This window comes from Agrobacterium sp. 22-226-1, assembly GCF_053522345.1.
This window is the reverse complement of the sequence record NZ_JBNWCP010000025.1, coordinates 1-21,549: the sequence shown is the minus strand read 5'-3', so window position 1 is coordinate 21,549 and position 21,549 is coordinate 1. Positions and strand designations below refer to the sequence as shown.

21 protein-coding genes are annotated in these 21,549 nt (G+C 58.0%); 9 read left to right on the top strand and 12 right to left on the bottom strand.

What is annotated here, in order from left to right; translation table 11 throughout:
* Positions 1–2: 2 nt before the first annotated feature.
* The 7 genes from ACQZ5K_RS25530 to ACQZ5K_RS25500 form a co-directional block, all read right to left on the bottom strand.
* Positions 3–752, bottom strand: a complete 750-nt coding sequence (locus tag ACQZ5K_RS25530) for an SDR family NAD(P)-dependent oxidoreductase (RefSeq protein ID WP_448741859.1) — start codon at positions 750–752, stop codon at positions 3–5.
* Between the two features lie 17 nt (positions 753–769).
* Positions 770–3,100 (bottom strand): alginate lyase, encoded by a 2,331-nt coding sequence (locus tag ACQZ5K_RS25525; protein ID WP_448741858.1) that lies wholly within the window; start codon positions 3,098–3,100, stop codon positions 770–772.
* A gap of 71 nt (positions 3,101–3,171) precedes the next feature.
* Complete coding sequence (locus tag ACQZ5K_RS25520; protein ID WP_448741885.1) at positions 3,172–4,701, bottom strand: extracellular solute-binding protein; 1,530 nt, start codon at positions 4,699–4,701, stop codon at positions 3,172–3,174.
* Positions 4,702–4,761: 60 nt separating this feature from the next.
* The gene (locus tag ACQZ5K_RS25515) at positions 4,762–5,643 is read right to left on the bottom strand and encodes a carbohydrate ABC transporter permease (protein ID WP_448741857.1); all 882 of its coding nucleotides are present in this window, start codon (positions 5,641–5,643) and stop codon (positions 4,762–4,764) included.
* Between the two features lie 11 nt (positions 5,644–5,654).
* Entirely contained in the window at positions 5,655–6,584 is a 930-nt protein-coding gene (locus ACQZ5K_RS25510) for an ABC transporter permease (protein ID WP_448741856.1), read from the bottom strand.
* Complete coding sequence (locus tag ACQZ5K_RS25505) at positions 6,581–7,696, bottom strand: ABC transporter ATP-binding protein (RefSeq protein ID WP_448741855.1); 1,116 nt, start codon at positions 7,694–7,696, stop codon at positions 6,581–6,583. The genes ACQZ5K_RS25510 and ACQZ5K_RS25505 overlap by 4 nt, the downstream gene beginning before the upstream one ends.
* Positions 7,697–7,726: 30 nt before the next feature.
* Positions 7,727–8,515 (bottom strand): GntR family transcriptional regulator, encoded by a 789-nt coding sequence (locus tag ACQZ5K_RS25500; RefSeq protein ID WP_448741854.1) that lies wholly within the window; start codon positions 8,513–8,515, stop codon positions 7,727–7,729.
* Positions 8,516–8,744: 229 nt separating this feature from the next.
* On the opposite strand from ACQZ5K_RS25500, the gene ACQZ5K_RS25495 reads away from it, so the two are divergent.
* The 8 genes from ACQZ5K_RS25495 (at position 8,745) to ACQZ5K_RS25460 (ending at position 16,511) form a co-directional block, all read left to right on the top strand.
* Positions 8,745–8,948, top strand: a complete 204-nt coding sequence (locus tag ACQZ5K_RS25495) for a phage integrase central domain-containing protein (RefSeq protein WP_448741884.1) — start codon at positions 8,745–8,747, stop codon at positions 8,946–8,948.
* Positions 8,949–9,307: 359 nt separating this feature from the next.
* Positions 9,308–10,870 (top strand): ABC transporter substrate-binding protein, encoded by a 1,563-nt coding sequence (locus ACQZ5K_RS25490; RefSeq protein ID WP_448741883.1) that lies wholly within the window; start codon positions 9,308–9,310, stop codon positions 10,868–10,870.
* 77 nt (positions 10,871–10,947) lie between these two features.
* Entirely contained in the window at positions 10,948–11,901 is a 954-nt protein-coding gene (locus tag ACQZ5K_RS25485) for an ABC transporter permease (protein ID WP_448741853.1), read from the top strand.
* A 2-nt stretch (positions 11,902–11,903) separates the two neighbouring features.
* A complete protein-coding gene (locus ACQZ5K_RS25480) occupies positions 11,904–12,794 on the top strand; it encodes an ABC transporter permease (RefSeq protein ID WP_448741852.1) in 891 nt (296 codons plus the stop codon).
* A complete protein-coding gene (locus ACQZ5K_RS25475) occupies positions 12,791–13,852 on the top strand; it encodes an ABC transporter ATP-binding protein (protein ID WP_448741851.1) in 1,062 nt (353 codons plus the stop codon). Before ACQZ5K_RS25480 ends, ACQZ5K_RS25475 begins: the two co-directional genes overlap by 4 nt.
* A complete protein-coding gene (locus ACQZ5K_RS25470) occupies positions 13,849–14,820 on the top strand; it encodes an ABC transporter ATP-binding protein (protein ID WP_448741850.1) in 972 nt (323 codons plus the stop codon). The genes ACQZ5K_RS25475 and ACQZ5K_RS25470 overlap by 4 nt, the downstream gene beginning before the upstream one ends.
* A gap of 72 nt (positions 14,821–14,892) precedes the next feature.
* Positions 14,893–15,570 (top strand): aspartate/glutamate racemase family protein, encoded by a 678-nt coding sequence (locus ACQZ5K_RS25465; RefSeq protein ID WP_448741882.1) that lies wholly within the window; start codon positions 14,893–14,895, stop codon positions 15,568–15,570.
* A gap of 101 nt (positions 15,571–15,671) precedes the next feature.
* Positions 15,672–16,511 carry a MurR/RpiR family transcriptional regulator gene (locus ACQZ5K_RS25460; RefSeq protein ID WP_448741849.1) on the top strand — a complete coding sequence of 280 codons (840 nt, stop codon included), beginning with the start codon at positions 15,672–15,674 and terminating at the stop codon, positions 16,509–16,511.
* Positions 16,512–16,578: 67 nt separating this feature from the next.
* Here the strand turns inward: ACQZ5K_RS25460 and ACQZ5K_RS25455 are convergent, their stop codons facing one another.
* The 5 genes from ACQZ5K_RS25455 to ACQZ5K_RS25435 form a co-directional block, all read right to left on the bottom strand.
* Positions 16,579–16,878: a DUF982 domain-containing protein gene (locus ACQZ5K_RS25455; RefSeq protein ID WP_137006232.1), complete on the bottom strand. Its 300-nt coding sequence runs from the start codon at positions 16,876–16,878 to the stop codon at positions 16,579–16,581.
* A gap of 71 nt (positions 16,879–16,949) precedes the next feature.
* Positions 16,950–17,426, bottom strand: a complete 477-nt coding sequence (locus tag ACQZ5K_RS25450) for an Hsp20 family protein (RefSeq protein WP_448741848.1) — start codon at positions 17,424–17,426, stop codon at positions 16,950–16,952.
* 516 nt (positions 17,427–17,942) lie between these two features.
* A complete protein-coding gene (locus tag ACQZ5K_RS25445) occupies positions 17,943–18,593 on the bottom strand; it encodes a LysE family translocator (protein ID WP_448741847.1) in 651 nt (216 codons plus the stop codon).
* A gap of 349 nt (positions 18,594–18,942) precedes the next feature.
* On the bottom strand, positions 18,943–19,383 hold the full coding sequence (locus ACQZ5K_RS25440; RefSeq protein ID WP_448741846.1) for a VOC family protein: 441 nt from the start codon (positions 19,381–19,383) through the stop codon (positions 18,943–18,945).
* A gap of 17 nt (positions 19,384–19,400) precedes the next feature.
* A complete protein-coding gene (locus tag ACQZ5K_RS25435) occupies positions 19,401–19,895 on the bottom strand; it encodes a DMT family transporter (protein WP_448741845.1) in 495 nt (164 codons plus the stop codon).
* An 85-nt stretch (positions 19,896–19,980) separates the two neighbouring features.
* Here ACQZ5K_RS25435 and ACQZ5K_RS25430 point away from each other — a divergent pair, with 85 nt between their 5' ends.
* On the top strand, positions 19,981–20,934 hold the full coding sequence (locus ACQZ5K_RS25430; protein ID WP_448741844.1) for a LysR family transcriptional regulator: 954 nt from the start codon (positions 19,981–19,983) through the stop codon (positions 20,932–20,934).
* The last annotated feature ends 615 nt before the right edge of the window (positions 20,935–21,549 follow it).

Here is a 21,549-nt window from a genome sequence, read left to right as displayed (position 1 = left end):
TATCAGGAGAAGAGGACGCCGCCATTGATGTCGTAGCAGGCACCGGTGATATAAGCGGCATCGTCGGAGGCAAGGAAAGCCACCAGACCGGCAACGTCTTCGCTCGAGCCTTCCCGTTTCATCGATGTGGCGCCTGCCACCCTTTCACGCACTTCGGGTTTGGTGAAGGTGTCGTGGAAGGTAGTCGAGATCATACCGGGGCAAACGGCGTTGACGCGGATATCAGGGCCGACCTCCTTGGCAAGTCCGCGGGTAAAGGTCATCACGGCACCTTTGGAGGTGGCATAGGCGAGGGCTCCTGGACCGCCGCCATCCCGGCCGGCCTGCGACGAGAAGGTGACGATTGCTCCGCCCTTTGCCATTTTGGGCAATGCGGCCTTGGCCGTGAGGAACAGCGATGTCAGATTGACGTCGAGAACCTGATGCCAGAAGGCCTCATCCATATCCGCAATTGTCCTGCGGGCGACCAGACCGCCGGCAACATGGACGAGGCCATGAATTTCGCCGAACCTGTCCGCAGCGGCAGAAATCGCAGCCGAAACTTCGCTTGCATTTGTCAAATCCGCCTTGATCGCCAGAGCCGAACGGCCAAGTTTTTCGATGTCGGCAACGGCTGCGACCGCGCCCTCGGCGGCAGCATTATAGGTGAGAACGACATTGGCGCCTTCCTGTGCGAAACGGATGGCACATGCGCGACCGATATCCCGGCCCGCGCCGGCGACAAAAACGGTCCTGTTGGTAAAACGGTGCATTTTAAAACCTCGTGTGGTCAGAATTGCTTGGGAAGGGAGAGCTTGAAACGCTCGTCATCGACGTCGCTGAAATAGATGTCGGTCGAAAAACCCTGGTCGTCGATGAAGCTGAAGATGCGCTTCGGTTCCTTCAGGCTGTACGGCACCAGAAGGGTGACCAGCCGATGCCGGGTGGCCGCCGGAACCGTGGCGCAAACGTGATGGTGATTGTCGAGGCCCTCGAATTCCCCGGGATCGATATCGGGAAACCCTTCGACGGCCGCGATCTGCGGTTTGCCGGCCGCTGAAAAGACAAATTGGCCATAAAAGCCCGCCTTTTCACCATTGTAGCGAAAGCTCGATCTGCCGGTCTGCGGTGCCCCTGTCGTGTGGCAAAGCCATTGCAGTTCCTGGGGGGCCGAGCATTCCACCTCATCGACAATCACGAAGTAGCTGTCGTTGACAAAGTGAATTTCGCGCTCGGCCTTTAGAACCAGCGGGTTTGCCACACGATAGGCAGCTGTCGCATCGCCGAGGATGCGGATATGCCCGGGCTTTTCCTCAACCGAGACGATACGGCCAGCGGCGCGGCGCGCGAGCGCCTTGTCCTTTTCCGCATATTGTCCCCTGCCGCCGATCAGCACGGCATTTTTCGACCGTGTCTGGCGACGCCAGTTCAGATGCATCTGCGAATTGAATGCCACGTAATGGCCCGACTGAATCGCCAGATCCTCGCCATGGGCATAAAGCACAAAGGCGTTCTGGTCGCCGTGGCTGTGGCTGAGCGAACCGTAGGGGCTGGATTTGAAGACGAATTGCAGATGCCGTTCCGGGTCTTCCATATGCTTCTGGATGGTCGCCCAACCGATATCATCGAAAACGGCGAGTGCCGGCAAGTCACCAGGCGAGACGGCTTCCACCTGCTGATAATCGTGGCGATAGACGAGATCATCGAAGTTCAGGTCCCACCAGCCGTAATTATAAAAGGCCATTTCCGTGCCCGTCGCATCGGCCTTGATGTGATCGAAATACCATTGGTAATGGCCATCGCCGGTAACGCCGGCGAACTGCCGGACATTGTAACCCAGCTTCAGACCAGGAAGATCGCCGAGCGTGGAGTCGTCGCCAAAGTTGGCGCGGCGGGTTCCCGGCGCCTTGGTGTAAAGCGGAAAGCGTCCGGTGTTCTGGAAAAACGGCCGCTGATAGAGGTCGTAACCGATATAGGAACGGATAAGATTGGCGGCCTCGATGAGATAGGCCATGCCAGTCATCCAGTAATGCGGCCCCTCCGCCCAGCCGCCATCGGTGCCAGCCCATGGGGAATAGAGTGTGGCGAGGAATTCAACGGTGTAGTCGAACCATTCGCCCGCCTCGTCGCTTTCGCCCTGAAGCGCGATACAGGCCGGTGTCAGGACTGCCGACAGCGAACGCACCGCGTGGCTGTCATAGGGAAACACGTGGATACGGGCATGCGCAATGACGTGGTCGGCAACCTCGCGCGTCCGCTCGAGAAGAACCGACCGCACAGTCTCGCGCTCGTCCTCGCCCAGATGGTCGTATAGCCAGTCATAGCCCCAGGCGAGTGCCACGACGACACGGAATCCCGCCTCATCATTGTAGGCCCGCGAAGTCGCGCCTTTCGGATCCCATCCGGCGACGGCCAGCAGCCACTTTCGGGACGCGTCGAGCAGATCGTCGCGCCCGAGCACACGGCCGGCAATGGCCAGGTGCCGGATGGCATAGATGACTTCCTGACAGTCGATATACATTTGCCGCCAGAGCGACGCGACGCGGATATTGTCGGGATAGGGCTGTGGCTCCGGCATCACCGGCCGCTCAAGCCAGGGCTCTACCGATTTTTCGTAGAATTCGGACCAGCCGCAATGGTTGGGGTCCTTTGCCACGGCCTGCGAGAAGGAATTCAATTGTTCCGGATTGAGCCAGAGCCTCGGGTGGCTGGCATGGGCAGCGGCATGCCGCGCCTGTCTGCCGGGCAGCGGCGTCTTCGGCAGTGACGCACCGATCTGGAAGATGCGCACGGTACTCCAGTTGGAGACCTGCGTCGCGGATTTCTGATCCCAAAGCGCATAACACCAGTGATAACGGCCTTCCGGCAGCGCTTCGTCCGGGGTGAAGAAATTCCAGGCGAGATCTTCGAAGACGAGCGTTTTTTTGCCCGTAAAGCCGGGATCAGTCGAGATGCGCAGCACGTAACGCGCGCCGTCGTCGATATCGGGTAACCATGAAAAGCGCGGAGGGTTCTCCGTCGGCGGTACTTCTTCGCTCGGCTCATAGCCAATGGTCAATGAGCCCGTGCGGGGTTCATCAAGAAGCGTCTGTCTGGAGATGGCCGGGGCAGAGGGACGCATTGCGCTCTAACTCCTGTGAAAACAGATGGGAAAGGATGGCGGCAACAAAGCCGCCACCGTGGTCGCAGCGTTTATTGCGCCGCCTTGTACTGGCGGTCGTAGGCCGATTGCATCATCTTGATGACCTCGTCGTAACCAAGGGCAGTGAGGCGCGTCTTGTAGGCGTCCCAACCGGTATCGACGTCCTGCGCGCCGAGAATCCAGGTCTGCTGCATCTCGGTCATGTAGGTAAGGATGCCCGGCCAGTAGCGGTCAAAGGTCGCCTTTTCCTCGGCGTTCAGGGAAACGCCCATGAACTCGTCCTTCAGGCAGTTGCACTTCTCGTACATGTCGATGCCTTCAAGCGCGATCTTGTTCGTCCACTGGCGCTCATATTCGTAATCCATCCAGTATCCGCGAGGGATCGCGGCACCGACTGCCCATAGCTGCGCATTGACCGGATCCTTGTTGTCCAGGATTTCCTTCCTGAACTGCGGCTTGCCGTCGACCATTTCGTAAGTGAGGCCCTCGACGCCAAAGTTAGACAGGATGCGACCCTGCTGCGAGAACCAGAAGTCGAAATATTTGATAGTTTCGACGGGGTGTTCGTTGGTTGCCGAAATAGCCCAGCCGACAGGCTGGACACGCAGGCGGCGGGAATCCTCGAAACGCTCACCTGAAACCGTCCTGGGCGGCAGCATCGGCTTCAGCGCAAAGCCCGCAATTTTCGGCGACAGGGCGTCATTGTAGGTCGAAGTGCTGGCAAACCAGTCATGTGTCATGCCGCCGAGATTGTTGCCCAGCAGATATTCGCGCGAACGGGAGCCGCGGGTGAATATCTCCTTGTCGATCAGGCCTTCCCTGTACCACCTGGCGACATTGGAAATGCCGGTCTTGTAGTTTTCCTCCGCCCACGGGTGACGCAACTGCCCGTCGTAGACCGCGAAGTCGCCATAGCGCTCGGATCCGGACACACGTGCGTCCCAAAGGTTGATGAGGCGCACAGCATCGATTTCCTCACGGGCAAAATAAGGCACTTCATCCTTGAGACCATTGCCGTTCGGGTCCCTGTCGCGGAAGGCTTTCAGGACCTCATAGACCTCTTCCGGTGTCTCCGGCTGCTTCAGGCCAAGCTTGTCGAGCCAGTCCTGGCGGATGAACCAGCCGCGCGAGAACTTGCCATCAGGAACATAGGGAATGAAATAAAGCTTGCCGTCCGGTCCGGAAATCGCATTGCGGATTTCCTTGTGACTGTCGAAGAATGCCTTGAGGTTGGGGGCGTTTTCCTCGATCAGCTCGTCGAGCGGAATGAAAGCGCCCTCCAGCCCGTAACGGATGAAGTCTTCCTTCAAGCCGCCGGTGGCGTCGCCGCCAACGATGTCCGGGAGGTTGCCCGAGGCGATCAGAAGATTGAACGCGTCGCGGCTGCTGGTGGTCGCCAGCGATGCGACATTGCGGACGTGGATGTTGGTTATTTCCGCGGCCTTTTGCTCCACCGGCCATTTTTCCGAATAGACGTATTTGTCGCGGAAGTGGAAATGGATCGTCAGTTCCAGCGGGTCTTCGGTGATCTTGCCCGTATCCTGTGCCAATGCCGGCATGGAAAGGGTTGCGGCTGTCATCAACGCCAGTAGGGGCGCGCCTTTTCGTAGTGCTCTCACAGGTTCTCCTCCCTTGTGCTGCTACTCTTTGACCCCGCCCAGCAGAATTCCCTTGGTGAAGTACTTCTGCGCGTAGGGGTAAATGATGAGAACTGGAATGATTGATGCGATCATGATCGCTGATGTCACCGTCTCGAATGAATAGTGGGCGGTGAGCAGGCTCGAGGCGAATTCATCGTTCGAGTTGAGATCGACGATCACGCGCTTCAGATAGACCTGAAGCGGGATTTTTTCTTCGCCGCGCAGCAGCACCATGGCCCAGAAATAGCCGTTCCAGCGCGACACGATGCAGAACAACGCGACCGTGACGATTGCGGGTTTCGACAGCGGAATGAATACCTTCCACAGCAGCTGCAATTCGCTTGCGCCATCCATCCTGGCGGCCTCTTCGAAGGATTTCGGCACGGCTTCGAAAAAATTGCGCAGCAGAATGACGTTGAAGGCGTTGGCCGCGAAGCCGAGAATGATGCCGAAACGGCTGTCGAGAAGCCCGAGATCGCGCATGTTCAGGAAGAAGGGGATCATGCCGGCGTTGAACCAGAGCGTAAACGCGATGGCGATGTTGAAGAAGGTGCGGCCACGCAGGCGTTTGCGCGAAAGGGCATAGGCGCCGGGGATCATGATCAGCAGGCTCATGAGCGTGCCGCCGAAGGTATAGATGAAGGTGTTGCCATAGGCGACCCAGAACATCCTGTCAGACAAGACCCGGTCATAGGCGGCGAGCGTGACATCGACGGGCCAGAGCGTGACACGGCCCGCGGTGACGGCAGCGCCCGAAGAGAGCGAGACTGACAGCACATAGATGAAGGGATAGAGCGTTGACAGGACGAACAGGCCGAGAAGAGCGGCGTTTGCCCAGCCGAAAATCCTGTCGCCGCGTGAATAGAGATTGAAGTGCGCCATGTTTCAGCTCCTCACCACAGCGACGTCGACGAGACTTTTCGGCTTATGCGATTTGCCGAATAGACGAGGACGAAAGCGATGACCGCATTGAACAGGCCGGCGGCTGTCGCCAGATCGTATTGCGTGCCCTGCAGGCCGGTGCGGTAGATGAAGGTGGAAACGACATCCGCCGTCTCGTAGGTGGATGGACGGTAAAGCAGGATAATATATTCGAACCCGACTTCGACCAGATTGCCGATGCGGATGATCAGCATGATCACGATTGTTGGCAGGATGCAGGGCAGGGTAATGCGCCACATCATCTGCCAGCGCGATGCGCCGTCCACCCGGGCGGATTCGTAAAGCGTCGGGCTCACGCCGGCGATGGCGGCGAGATAGACGATGGATTCGAAGCCTGCCTCTTTCCACACGGAAGAGCCGATGTAGACGGGACGGAACCATTCCGGCTGGGTCAGGAAGTAGACCGGTTCGAATCCAAGGCCTTTCAGCATAAGATTGACGATGCCGATCGATGGCGAGAGGAAATTGATAACGATGCCGGCGACAATCACCACCGAAATGAAATGCGGCAGGTAAACGACTGTCTGCGCCCAGCGACGGGCAAGGCCGCTTTGAACCTCGTTGAACATCAGGGCAAGAATGATCGGGACGGGAAAGGCGAAGATCAGGCCAAGGCCGCTGATGGTAATGGTGTTCCAGAAGGAACGTACGAACATGTCATTGTGGAAAAGCTCCACAAAATTTGCAAACCCGACCCAAGGGCTTTTTTCGATACCGCGAAAGATCGAGAAATCCTTAAATGCGATGACCAATCCGTACATGGGCTTGTAGAGGAAGACCGCAAACCAGATGAGCATTGGCGCGAGCAAGAGGTAGAGCTGCCAGTCGCGGCGCATGTCTTCCCGGAGGTCGTAAAGGCGCCCTTGAAAATCCTGTTTCATGGACGCCCTCCACTCCGGGTTTTGAGCGATCTTCCGGTCGCCGCATCAAAGACGTGAACGCGTGCTGTATCGATGGAAAGCCGGTTGACGCCGTTAAGGGCATGGTCACCATAAAGCGTTTCGGCTTTGGCGATAAATGGCTGACCATCGGCCTTCCCATGCAGCAGTGCTTCGGCGCCCAAAGGCTCTACGAGGTCGATGCTGCAATCAAGAACGTCACGACCGTCGCCAGCCTCCACCGACATGATTTCCGGCCGCACGCCGAGCTTGACAGCCTGCCCGTGCGCTGCGCTCTTCGCGAAGGCGTCGGGAATGTTGAAGCGCTGCCCGGAGCCACCGCCGAGGACAACGGTGACACGGCCGTCATGGCTTTCAATCGTGCCGTCCAGGAGGTTCATGGGCGGGGAGCCTATGAAGCTTGCGACAAATGTGTTCGCCGGCTCCAGGAAAACTTCCATCGGCGAGCCGACCTGTTCGATGTGGCCGCCATTCATGATGACGATGCGGTCGGCAAGCGTCATCGCCTCCACCTGGTCATGGGTGACATAGATGCTGGTGGCCTGCATCCGCTTGTGCAGCAGCTTGATCTCGGCACGCATATGTGTGCGCAGCTTGGCATCGAGATTGGAGAGGGGTTCGTCGAACAGGAAGATTTTCGGCCGGCGCACGATGGCGCGGCCCATGGCGACACGCTGGCGCTGGCCGCCGGAAAGATCGGCCGGCTTGCGGGCCAGATATTCGGTAAGCCCCAATATCTGTGCGGCTTCGGCAACGGCCTTGTCGATGACGGCCCGCTTCTCGCCCCTGACACGCAGGCCGAAGGCGATGTTTTCCCCAACGCTCAGATGGGGGTAAAGCGCGTAGTTCTGGAACACCATGGCGACATCGCGGTCTTTCGGCGCGATCTTGTTGACCACCCGGCCATCCATGGAAACGGTGCCGTCCGAGATGTCTTCCAGTCCCGCGAGCATGCGCAGCGTGGTGGATTTTCCGCATCCCGACGGACCAACGAGGACAACGAACTCCTGCGGCTGTATGGAAAGATTGATACCGTGGACGACTTCGAGAGCGCCGTAGCGCTTGACGACATCGTTGATTTGAACTGCAGACATGAAAGGCCCCTCCTCAAAAGCCTTGAATGTTCAGGCAGGCGTCCTCGACCCCCGTGAAGCGCGCTTCCTCGTGACGCGCGTGTTGACCTGCTCGATGAAGGTCCAGATTTTCGGGTTTCTGGAGAGTTCTGCGATCTTGGTCTCGAGTGATCCGAGATGACGCTGGACGGCCTCCCGGGCCGCTTCCACGTCGCCTGACTCGATTCCATCCACGATTGCCTCGTGCTCCTCGATAACCTTTTCTGTGCGTCTGACTGCAAACACGCGCTTCAGATGCCGCATACGGTCCATTTCCCCCTTGGCCTGGTTGACAACACTCCACGCTCCCGGGAGACGCGCGGCTGCAAAGATGTTCTTGTGGAACTCCTCATCAAGCAGGAAGAAGTTCGTGAATTCTTCGTCTTTTGCAGCAATGCGCTGATTTGAAAGGCAGGTCTTGAGGCGCGCAATGTCTTCGAGCGAATGACGTTTGGCAGCCTCTATGACCGCACCCTCTTCAAGCTTGAACCGGATGAAGCAGGCTTCCATATACCGCTGCACATCGATCGGAGAGATGTAGGTCCCACCCTGCGGGACAACGGTGACGAAGCCCTCTTCCGACAGGCGAATGATCGCTTCGCGTACCGGCGTTTTGCTTACATTCAGGAGAGCGGCGATCTCTTTTTCGGACAGGGCGCGCCCTGGAAGCAGCTTGACTTCCACGATGAGCTTGCGGAGCAGCGCATGGATCCGGTTGGTCATGCTGCCACCCGCCGGCAGCTCTTCAGGCGTGACGAGCTGAAAGAGGGGAAGCGATGGAAACTCGTGAGTTTCAGACATATCAAATCCATAACTGAGATATCAGATATAGTTCTGACATATCTCCAGAGTTCGATCATGTCAAGCAGCTGGTCTGGTGCAAATATCAGGCGGGTGGGTAACGTGCGCATGCACACCCCTTTTCGGGAGCAAGGCGTCCGCACCGGCACAGATTTCGTAAAGCCTGCAAGATTGCCGACGAATGATCCCGCAGCCTGCCGATAAAGTCTGACACCCATTGAAGCTTGATGTGGTGCAACACATCGGCGCGCTGAAGGCCCCAGCAATCGACGCTGCGATGGCTCCGAGCGCACTGCGGATGGTTGACAGGCGGGGTGCCACTGAAACTTCCATGCGGCTTCATCAAGGAATGTCCGCTGTCTCCGTCTATGCGACGTTGACGAGTGCGCGCCATCCGGCCCCGGCAATGATCACGAGGCCAGCACGCGAGTGATATCTCCACTGTGATCCCGGGTGGTCAGTACGGTTGAAGCAGGCGCCTTGCGTCGATCCCGAAGCGCCCGGTCGTCCTCACCCGGATGCACGATTGCAACGGGTAGCCCGGAAATTTTGCACCGCATTTGTTCGGTCTCTTACGGCTTGCGGCCCTGCGCTCATTCATGGGACTGATAACAAAGTGAAATTCCAGTTTCACGGAAACTGGCATGAAATCTGCTTCTTCTTTTTTGCCGGGCAGGGACCTGGCGGCAAACAAAAAGAGGGAACAGCATGATGCAGATATCCGGGAAGATGCCTCCGATGCTCAAAGGCCTGCGGATAGCAACGCTGGCGGGCGTCGCCACAGTCTCGCTGATGGCGGGGTATGCGTCAGAAGCCCTGGCAGCCGGGACGCTTCGTATCGGCATGACCGCCTCCGATATACCGCTCACCACAGGTCAAACGGATCAGGGTGGCGAAGGCCAACGTTTCATGGGCTATACGCTCTACAATGCGTTGATCGAATGGGACCTCTCGAGCGCAGACAAACCCTCGGCACTGATCCCGGCGCTTGCGACCTCCTGGGAGGTCGATCCCGCCGACAAGACCAGGTGGACGTTCAAACTGCGTGATGGCGTAAAATTCCATGACGGCAGCACATTCGATGCTGCGGCAGTGGTCTGGAATCTCGACAAGCTGCTCGTGAGCGATGCACCGCAGTTCGACAAGCGCCAGTCGGCACAGGGCAAGTCCCGCATTCCGGCAGTGGCCTCCTACAAGGTCATCGATCCGTTGACGGTTGAAATCGTCACCAAGACCCCCGACGCCACACTTCCCTATCAGTTGAGCTGGGTGCTGATGTCCTCTCCCTCGAACTGGGAAGCGCAAGGCAAGAACTGGGATGCTGTCGCCCAGAAGCCCTCAGGCACGGGGCCTTGGAAGATGGAAAGCGGCTTCACGCCGCGTGAACGCGCTGAGCTGACTGCCAACAAGGACTATTGGGACAAGACGCGGGTGCCGAAGCTCGACAAGCTGGTTCTTGTGCCGCTTCCCGAACCCAACACGCGCGTGGCAGCCCTGCGGTCCGGGCAGGTGGACTGGATCGAGGCCCCGGCGCCCGATTCGGTCAAGTCGCTGAAGGATGCCGGCTTCAGTATCGTCACCAATTCCTATCCGCATAACTGGACATGGCATCTGTCGCGCGTCGAAGGGTCGCCATGGAACGATATCCGCGTTCGCAAGGCTGCCAACCTTGCGGTCGATCGCGAAGGCCTCAATGAACTGCTCGGCGGTCTCTCCGTCCCGGCTCAGGGTTATCTGCCACCTGGGCATCAATGGTTCGGCAAGCCGACTTTCAAGCTTGAGTATAATGTCGAGGAAGCAAAAAAGCTGATGGCCGAAGCCGGATACGGCCCGGACAAGCCCATCACCACAAAGGTTGTGATCTCTTCATCCGGTTCTGGCCAGATGCTGCCGCTCGCTATGAACGAATACATCCAGCAAACCCTGTCGGAAATCGGCATCAATGTCGAGTATGAGGTTGCCGACTGGAACACGGTTATCAACATCTGGCGCGCCGGTGCCAAGGACCCGAGCGCAAAGGGCGCTACCGCCGTTAACTACAGCTACTTCATCCAGGACCCTTTTACGGCATTGATCCGCCAGTCTCAGTGCAATCTGGCGCCGCCAAACGGCACCAACTGGGGTTTTTACTGTGACCAGGAAATGGATGCCCTTTTCAATCAGGTGCGCACGACCTTCGATGCGGCCGAGCAGGACAAGGTACTTCAGAAGATTCACGAAAAATATGTCGATGACGCACTCTTCCTGATGGTGACGCATGACGTCAATCCGCGCGCCATGTCTCCCAAGGTCAAGGGCTTTGTCCAGGCACAGAACTGGTTCCAGGACTTTTCGACGATCTCCATGGATCCCTGACTTTTCGCAGTGACAGGGCGGGGAATGAAACCCGCCCTGTCATTGCCGAAGCCAGATCTGACACTCGCGAGGACCTCATGCTGCTTTATGCACTGAAACGACTGTTGCATGTCATTCCCGTAACGATCGGCGTGAGCATTGTATGCTTCATGCTGATCCATATCGCCCCCGGTGATCCGCTTGCCGCGATCTTGCCTTCGGACGCCTCTGCGGAAATGCAAGCACAGATGCGGGCATTTTACGGCCTCGACCGTCCCTTGCCGGTGCAATATGCACTTTGGGTCTGGCATGCCGTGCAGGGTGATCTTGGGACGTCTATTGCAACAGGGCGCCCCGTTCTGGCCGATATAATAGATGCGTCGGTCAATTCGATCATTCTTGCCCTGTCGGCGGCGGTCATCGGCTTTGCGGGCGGGGCGACACTTGGTTTTCTGGCAGGTGTCTTTCGCGGTGGGTGGATAGACCGCCTCTCATCCGGGATCTCAATGCTCGGCGTCAGCGTGCCGCATTACTGGCTCGGCATGGTGCTGGTCATCACCTTTTCGGTCACGCTGGGCTGGTTGCCGGCGATGGGTGGCGGCCCTGGAGGGTCTTCCGGTCGAAGCTTCGGCTGGGAATATCTCCAGTACCTTGTTCTGCCGGCAGTCACCATGTCAGTTATTCCGATGGGGATTATCGCCCGCACGATCCGTTCGCTGGTAGCAGACATTCTTGCCCAGGATTTCACCCAGGCGCTTGCGGCCAAGGGGTTGATGCGAGCTCATATTCTGCGCCATGTCGTGCGCAACGCCGCGCCCACTGCACTTTCCGTCATGGGCCTGCAACTGGGATATCTTCTCGGCGGGTCAATTCTGATCGAGACGGTATTTTCCTGGCCTGGTACCGGCTTTCTTCTGAACGGTGCAATCTTCACCCGTGATTTGCCGATCCTGCAAGGCACCATCCTGGTGCTCGCGATGTTCTTCGTTGTCCTCAATCTTTTGGTCGACGTGTTGCAGAGCGCCATCGATCCCCGCATCCAGAGGAGCTGACAATGGCTGCCATCACCATAGCGTCCGAAATTCCCATCGAGAAAATTACCAAGTCTCCCGGCTTCTGGAGCGGCGTTTTGAGACGTATCAGTCGCGATCCGGTCGCGATGGTGGCGCTGGCACTCCTCGTTCTTCTCATCCTTATTGCCATTTTCGCCCCTTATCTTGCGCCTTACGACCCGGCAAAGGGCAGTGTGATCCGCCGCCTGAAACCGATTGGAACGGAAGGATATATTCTCGGAACCGACGAACTCGGTCGCGATATGCTGTCACGTTTGATCTATGGGGCACGGCTGTCGCTGATCATGGGGGTCGTGCCGGTGCCTATCGCGTTTGTTATCGGCACGGCAATCGGCATCATTGCCGGTTATACCGGCGGCTTAATCAACACCCTGATTATGCGCACGGTCGATGTTTTCTACGCTTTTCCGTCGGTTCTGCTTGCCGTCGCGCTGTCGGGAGCACTTGGGTCCGGCCTCACCAACGCGCTGGTGTCTTTGACGGTGGTGTTCATTCCGCAGATCGCCCGTATCGCCGAAAGCGTGACAACGCAGGTGCGAAAGCTGGATTACGTTGATGCGGCACGCGCATCGGGTGCCCCGGCCTTCACCATCATTCGTGTTCATATCCTTGGAAACGTGCTTGGCCCGATTTTTGTCTTCGCCACAAGCCTGATTTCGGTGTCGATGATCCTTGCATCAGGCCTGTCGTTCCTGGGGCTGGGTGTACGCCCGCCCGACGCTGAATGGGGGCTGATGCTCAATACGCTGCGCACGGCGATTTACACCAATCCCTTCGTCGCGGCTCTGCCAGGCGCGATGATCTTCATCACTTCGATCTGCTTCAACCTTTTCTCAGACGGGCTGCGCACAGCCATGGACGTGAAGTCATGATCAACATCGTTGGAAAACCGGCTTTCGAACTGCCTGTTGGTGAACGGGGTGGCCCTGCCCAGCCGTTGATCTCCGCTCGCGGGCTGCTCAAGCATTTCCCGGTCAAGGGCAGCGGCTTTCTCAAGCCGAAGAAAGTGGTGCGCGCTGTAGACGGGGTCGATTTCGATATCCTGAAGGGAGAAACGCTGGGCGTGGTCGGTGAAAGCGGCTGCGGCAAGTCGACGACGGCACGACTTTTGATGCAACTGATCGAACCGGACCAGGGCGAAATTCTCTTCGACGGTGAAACGGTTGGAGGCGCACTGCCGCTTTCGGCCTATCGCCGTCAGGTGCAGATGGTTTTTCAGGATAGTTATGCTTCCCTCAATCCGAGACTGACGATCGAGCAATCCATAGCATTTGCTCCACAGGTTCATGGAACGCCAGCCGCAAAGGCCATTGCGAGAGCACATGATCTGCTTCAACGCGTAGGTCTGGAGCCGTCACGTTTCGCAGGCCGCTATCCTCATGAGTTGTCCGGCGGACAGAGGCAGCGCGTCAATATTGCCCGCGCGCTGGCGCTTGAGCCACGATTGGTCATTCTGGATGAGGCGGTCTCAGCCCTCGACAAGTCTGTGGAGGCGCAGGTACTCAATCTGCTTCTCGACCTCAAACGCGATTTCGGCCTGACCTATCTGTTCATCTCACACGATCTCAATGTCGTGCGCTTCATGTGCGACAGGGTCATGGTCATGTATCTCGGCAAGGTAGCGGAAGTGGGCAGTCGCGATGCAATTTACAGCAATACGATTCACCCCTATTCGGCGGCACTTTTGGCCTCTATGCCGAAGATGGACCCGGCCGGGCGAACCGACGCGCCGCCGTTGACGGGTGATCCGCCAAACCCGATCGATCCGCCCTCCGGTTGTCGCTTCCACACCCGCTGCAGTTTTGCGGAGGATGTCTGCCACCGGACATTGCCACCGTTGACCGGCATTTCCGGTGATCAGGCCGCAGCCTGTCTCATGGCGGTACCTGGTTCCGGCCATAGCCGCGCCCCTGTAATGATGGAGGCATGACCATGCAGAATGATGCGATGATCGATATCAGCAATCTTTCGGTAACGTTTCAGCGTGGCGGAAAGGCGGTAAAGGCCGTCAACGGTGTCAGCCTTTCCGTGAAGCCTGGAGAAGTGGTCGCCCTGCTCGGTGAATCCGGTTCGGGCAAAAGCGTGACGATGCGCTCATTGTTGCGGCTTCACCCCAAGGGAACCTTGATCGAAGGCGGCATGACGGTTGACGGGCATGATATCATGTCGCTTTCCAACCGTGCGCTTTCCGATCTGCGCGGGGCTGTCGTCTCCATGGTTTTTCAGGAGCCGCGTCTGGCGCTTGATCCCGTCTATATCGTTGGTCGGCAAATCGAGGAAACCATCATGCGGCATGAAAAGGTGTCACGCGGTTTAGCTGCCGAACGGGCGCTTGCCTTGTTCCGGAAAGTCCGTATTCCCTCGCCAGAGCGACGCCTTTCCAATTATCCTCACGAAATGTCGGGCGGTATGCTTCAGCGCGCCATGATCGCGATGGCGCTTGCGTGCAATCCCAAAGTTTTATTGGCCGACGAACCGACGACAGCACTGGATGCCACAGTCCAGATTCAGATCCTGCTGCTCATTCGCGAGCTGCAGCGGGAATATGGTCTGTCAGTCATCTTTGTCACCCATGACATCGGCGTGGCGGCCGAGGTGGCTGACCGTATTGCAGTCATGTATGCTGGGCGTATCGTCGAGGAGGGGCTGGTTGGCGATATCATCCATAACCCGCGTCATCCCTATACGAAAGGCTTGCTTGGCGCGCGCGTCGAACTGGCCGAAGGACGCGACCGACTGGTCACCATTCCAGGCGCCCCACCCGATCTGGCGGCAATGCCACCGGGTTGCGCTTTCGCGCCGCGATGTGGGCAGGCCACCGATCTTTGCCAAACGCAGATTCCACCACTCGTTCCGCTCTCCGGCGGTGCGGGTGTTGCCTGCCTTTTTCCCGGTTGAACACCCTTGAGTATCGGCGCCAGCCATAACAACCGGATGGGGCAAACAAACCTTTGTGGTGATGCAGGACCGATGAAACGCATAGGATTGATCAACCCGAATACCTCGCAAGCGACCACGGCGATGATGATAAATATCGCCCGCAGCTACGTTCCGGAGGGCACTGTAATCGAAGGGCGCACCGCGGCACATGGCGTGCCCATGATCCTCAACGACATCGAACTGGCCGCCGCCGCCGATAGCGTCGTGGAGACAGGGTGCGAACTGGCTCGCCGGAACAACGGCCTGATTGTCTGCGCCTTCGGCGATCCGGGACTGGAGCGCCTCGCTGTTGCATCCGGCGTGCCCTCCGTCGGCATCTGTCAGGCCAGCATGATGGAAGCCGCTGCAGGTGATCGTCGTTTCGGGATCGCCACCGTGACCCCCGATTTGGTAGGCTGTTTTGCGGCAAAGGCGCAAACGCTCGGTGTGGCATCGCTTTTCACCGGTACACGGTTAACGAGGGGTGATCCTCGGCATCTGGCTTCAGATCCGGTGGCGTTGCAGACTGCGCTGGAAATCGCTGTTCGGGAATGTTTCGAGCAAGACGGCGCTGATGTCGTTATCATAGGTGGCGGCCCACTGGGGCAAGCGGCTGACAACCTGCAGCGTATCCTGTCCGTGCCAATCATTGCACCAATCCGGTCAGCGGTGGAGTTGCTCATCCGCACGATGGAGCTTGAGGGGGAAACAAAGACCTCGCAACGGTAACGCTTAACGGCTTGCCAACCTCGCAAACTGTTGCTTTTTCTGTTGCAAGCCGCACGAAGGCGCCTGAAGGTTATGTCGTTGAGATTTCGCCGGAGCATTGCATGCCCAAGGAAAGATCATTCCTGTTCCGCGTCAGGCAATCGCTGCCGGATCTTCACCCTGCAGAAAAGCGCATTGGAGAATTCGTCTGCGATTTTCCCGGCGAACTTGCCAGTTATTCTGCCCAGGAGCTTGCAGCACTGGCGCATGTTTCCAAGGCAACCGTGACACGTTTCATCCGGCGGCTTGGCTACGAAAACTACGAGGAAGCCAGACGACACGCCAGGGCGGAGAAGCAGACGGGTTCGAGACTCTTTCTGGCGCGGGCTGCCGATGCCGGAGCCAGACAATCGATCAAGGCGCATGTCGCACAGGCTCTCCTCAATATCGAAGCCACATTTTTCGGAATTTCGGAAAACCAGATCGACAGTGCCGTCACAGCACTACTTCTTGCACGCAAGGTCTGGGTGATAGGCTTCCGCAGCAGCTACCCCTTTGCAGCCTATCTCCAATGGCAGCTTACTCAGGTCATCGAAAGCATTATCGTTATCCCGGGTGCCGGGCAGACCATGGGCGAGCATCTGGTCAGCATTGGTGAAAATGACGTCGTGATTTTCTTCGGACTGCGTCGAAGAACCAGCCAATCCGATGGGATCGTCGATCAGGTGAGACGCTCAAAGGCACAGCTTCTTTACGTGACCGACGAGGGCGCTCCCTTTGAGACGAAGGCGACATGGCACTTTCAGTGCCAGACGCTCGCGCCAGGGCCGCTCTTCAATCATACGGCGGTGATGGCTCTCTGCCATCTTCTCATCACCCGTTGCCTTGAAAAGGCGGGGGCGACCGGTCGCACCCGCCTGCGCAATATAGAGGCCCTTAACGAAACACTGGACGAACTGTGACTTGCCTCTTGGCACAGATGGAACAAGTATAGCTGTCCATCACCGACTTGTCTGGTGGCGTCGCCACCTACCGCACGTTTGGATTTTTGTCGCGAGGCCTCCTGAATGCAACAAGAGAATTGCAGTCAGGGGCAAGCAGGTCATGTTTCTCGGCAAAGGCGACAAAAAGGCCCCGCGCGGTCTCGGCTTCAATTTCATCCGACAACGCTGCCCGGCACGCGTTGACAGCGACAGCGTGCGCTCTGTCTCTGAGGGCCTGCGGCCACTCGCACAGATGCCGGTACGCCTCCGTCACCCCGCGTATCTCGACCGGAAAACCCAGCCCCACAAGAACGGTGACCGGTTCATGAAACATTCCTGGTTTCATTTTGCTCTCCTTCCCAATCCTGACACATTATGGAGAGCCGCCTGAGCGGCTCCCTTCTGGACAAGGTCCGTTTAAGCTGCCTCCTGCGCGTCGATCTGTACTGATGCAGGCGATGCAAGCGCGCGTGAGTCCGCTCGGATCTCGATTTTTCGCGGCTTGAGCGCTTCCGGTATCTCCCTGACAAGACTGATTGTCAGGAGACCGTTTCGGAGATCGGCGCTGGTGACCCTGACATGGTCGGCAAGCTCAAAGCGATGCTCGAACGGACGCCCTGCGATGCCGCGGTGCAGATAGCCGTTCCCGGCGTTTTCCTGCCTCCTCCCGCTGATCTTCAAAAGATTTGACTGAAAGGTAATTTCGAGCTCATCGGGTGAAAAACCGGCTACCGCAAGTGCGATGCTGTAGGTTTCTTCCCCAGTCTTCAGAATGTCGTAGGGTGGCCAGTCGTTGAGCTGGCGCGCGTGCTGTGCATTTTCAAGCAGATTGAACACCCTGTCAAAACCGATCGTCGACCGGAATAACGGTGCATAGTCAAAAGACGTCGTCATAGCCATATTCTCCTTGAAGCAACATGGGCATGGAAGCACCGTAAGACAGCGCCTCCATTCGGCCGGTCCAGCTTTCGGCAACCGGCGCGTAACGATTTGGTTTTCAGATCCGGTTGTTCAAGAGGGAAAATAAAAAAATCCGAGCCGGGCGAATGAGCGCACATCTCGGTGTGATAAAAGTGGAGACGACCCGTGACGACTAACGGCCGGCGGGCTATGAGGTTTCCGTTCCCGATAGAGAGAGTGGCGTAGAATCGAAGCGCCATCGCACGGTATCCTGAGACACTTAACTTCTTTGAGGTGTGGATAGACCCGTCGTATCAGTGAGACGGACGGAACGGATCATTCACGGTTCCCGGACGAACAGATCATCGTGATACTGAAAGACCAGTAGAGCGGCCTGAGGACGGCCGTGCTCGCGACCTCAGAGCCTCTGCAATCGCTACGGCGCAACGGGAAGAACGTTCTCGCTCGGCCTTTGTCATTACCACGGAGCTTTCCCGACCGTATGGTGCCCTATTTTTTGTGGTTGCCCGAAAAAGCAGCCGTCATGCCAAGACCGATATACACGAAACCGCTGACCCAGCGTTCAGCTTTCAGGTAGACAGGACTGCGCTTCAGCCAGTTGCCCGCCGTGCCGGCAGCAAGTGCATAGGCGCCATCCGTGAGCACACCGATCGCTGTGTAGAGAATCCCGAGGAATGCGACCTGCATTGCCACATGGCCACGGTCGACCTCAACGAACTGCGGCAGGAATGCCAGAAAGAACAGCGCGGTCTTCGGGTTGAGGAGGTTGACGATGAAACCCTCACGGAAGATGCGCATGCGGCTACGCGCTGGCACCCCTCCTTCCATGTTCGGAAGATCCGATGGGCCGAAGAGCTTCTTGAGACCAAGCCAGATCAGATAGGCCGCGCCTGCATACTTTACCACGCTGAAGGCGAGAGCAGACGACGCCAGGAGCGCCGACAGCCCCACAGCGGCTGCGACGACATGAACCAGCGTGGCCGAATGTATGCCGAGAATCGAAACGAGACCGGCGGAACGACCTTGCTCGACGGAGCGCGCGAAGATGTAAAGAACAGCCGGTCCCGGCACGAGAAGCAACACCAGCGTGGCGCTGACGAACAGGCTGAGACTGGCGGCGCTGGGAATTATCAAGTCCATGGTTATCCTACTCCTCTCTTTACCACAATAGCGATTGCATTGGACCGTGTCCGATGCGAGATCAGCTTGCTGTGTCGTCGCCGGGAATTTCCGCGATCGAGCCGCCTGGATTTTTCACTGTAGCTGTGTCACGCCAACCCCGTCCAGAGAATTGTCCGGATCTTCCGGCGCGTTGGCGGGACCTGGCGCTATGGCGCCCGGGCCTTCGCGGATGGAACGTCCCGCTTCCTTATCCGGAGGAACGCACCATCCCTTTTTATGGAACTGATGGGTTCGACACGTTACTGGCAAAGTCTCGCTGCAACATCAGCGAGAGGATCCACAACGACGTACCGGTGTACCGCCGGCGTCAAATGCCGGTCTCGCGGCATATCACCACGCGCCAGCCGTCGGGATCCTGATAGGTGAAGCTGCGCTCGAGCCAGTATGGATTTTCCGGTTCCAGGGGCGTATAACCCATTCCTTGCATCCGCTCGTTGAGGCGATCATATGCATCAGGCTCGGTTATGTATAGCACCAGCAGATTATCGAAGCTTGGAGCGGGACACGAACTGCCCTCTGCGTGTCGGGTAAATTCAAGATGCACAGACTTGCCGGGTAGGCCGAGCATGATGCCATCGTAGCCGGCGTGAGCTTCGAATCGGGCGAGCTCCGGCAGGCCCAGGCCACCGTGATAAAACGCAACTACGTCCTCAAGCTTGTCGGTCGGCCTGGCAATGCGCACCTGCACTGGTACAACGTCACCGCCCAGCGAATATACGCTCGGGAAGGTTCTGTCGTGATTGTCCATGATATTCCTCCTGCTGATCAGGATTGAGTGGGAAGTTGCGACACCTGGTGCACCGTTCGCCAAAGAACTGGGCCCTGCATGACAAGGACGCCGGCGACAACCAGCAGCGCTCCTGCGAGACGATATCCGGTAATCGGCCTTGCCGTGAAACCGACGATACCGAAATAGTCGATCGTGATCGAAGCGAGGATCTGGCCCGCGATGACTGCCGTCATGAAGCCCGCAGCCCCGAGCTTCGGGACAAGAAGGAGCGCCACCGTGATGTAGATCACTCCGGCAATGCCTCCGATCCAGATCCACTTCGGCTGAACCGAGAGATTTGCGATCGCCGGCGCGGAAACGCGCAACGCAATCATCACCGGTACGACGAGGATGGCGCTTGTCGCAAGCGATACCACTGTCGCCCAGAGGGGATGGCCAAGAGCGCGGCCGAGCGCCGCATTCGCGCCGGCCTGGAAGGGGACAAGAGCGCCAGAGATCAGCGCAGCAACGAGGAAAGCCAAAGGCTGCATGAGAGGATGTCCTTTCGCGACTTGAACAGGCTCTTCTCCTAATTATGCAGATGGACTATGTAAACTTCAGATTGGGGCGAGTATCATGCACAGCATGAATAATCTTCGCGGTGTGGACCTCAACCTTCTGGTAGTACTCGATGCGTTGCTATCCGAGCGCCACGTATCACGCGCGGCGCTGCGACTGAACATGAGTCAGCCGGCCGTCAGCCACGCGCTGGCGAGATTGCGCGTGCTTCTTGAAGATCCTCTCTTTACGCGCCACAGCGGCGGTCTTTCACCGACTATCCGCGCGCTCGAACTCTCACAGCCGGTGAAGGAAGCGCTTGCCCAGATACGCGCGGTGCTCGGGCCCGGCGGGTTCGATCCGGCGCGAGGCCGGCACGTTTTCAGGTTGGCAATGTCGGATTACGGCGCCAGCATCATCCTGCCCGAACTGATGTCGCTGATAGGGCGATCGGCGCCGGGCATAGATCTGTCAATCACTCAGCTGAGCCGGGAAGGAATGGTCGCCGGGGTGGTCGATGGAGATATCGATCTGGGCCTGGGCGTGTTTCCGCACCTGCCTGCCCAGATTCACTCGGAGTTATTGTTTTCGGATCAGTATGTCTGCCTTGTAGATCGCGCTACTCTTCCGCCATTGGTCGAGCGGATTGACCTGGATGCCTATCTCGCTCGCCCCCATGCGCTGGTCGCCGTTCATGGTGAGGCATCGACAGAGATTGACAAGACCATTCACACGGCAGGATTCAGTCGCCGGGTGGCGCTGGTGCTCCCGCACTGGAGCGTCGCGCCAAATACAATTATCGGGACCGACCTCATTCTCACAGTCGCCGCGAAAAGCCTGGAGACGCTTCGGCGCCACAAGAGATTGGTCATACTGCCTTCGCCAATCGAGTTCCCTACGGTCCCGTTCACGCTGATCTCGCACAAGAGGCGACAAGCCGATCCCGCACTCCGATGGATCCGGGCCGCAATCAGTGTGATTGCGCGTCCGGTTTCGCCGGGCAATAATCAAAGAAGTCGACCGAGTGCCTGATTTCCGGCGATCCAAGATGTACGTCCGACCTTGACGTGCGATTGAACTACTGTTGTTCCGACTCCGAAAGGACGTCGGCGCATATAAGTTCTGAGTGAAGGGTGGGGCGGGAGTTCGAGGGACGGGCGTCAGGGGAGTCCCTCGAAGACGGCCGGATTCCTCGCAAAACCCGACCTGTGGTTTCACCGCACCTCCCGGCGTTGCCATTGTGGTCTCGACACAATCCTCATCCTGCAGGCGGCGAATGATTCCAACGAAGATGTCATCGAGTAGCTGGAACGTCATGTCGGTTGGCATTCTGGCGCCGGAGCTGAAACCCGGCGAGACCATCGTGACGAAGCCGTATCATCATCCCGCTCGATAACGCTCCAGGCAAAGGGCGTCGCGAACGGGCCGATCGCGTAGCCCTCAACCATTTGATGTCAACTGAGCGGAAACTGATCTTCGATGAGGAAAATCCGAATCGGCGGCTCTAGTATCAGCAGTATGTCGATTCCACGCATCTGGTTTACTCATTGTTGATTTGCACTGAGAAGTGACCCGGCATTGCCGGATATTGTCATCGAGAATTGACCCATGTTTTGAACCTTGCTCCGCGTGTTTTCAGCGGGAGCT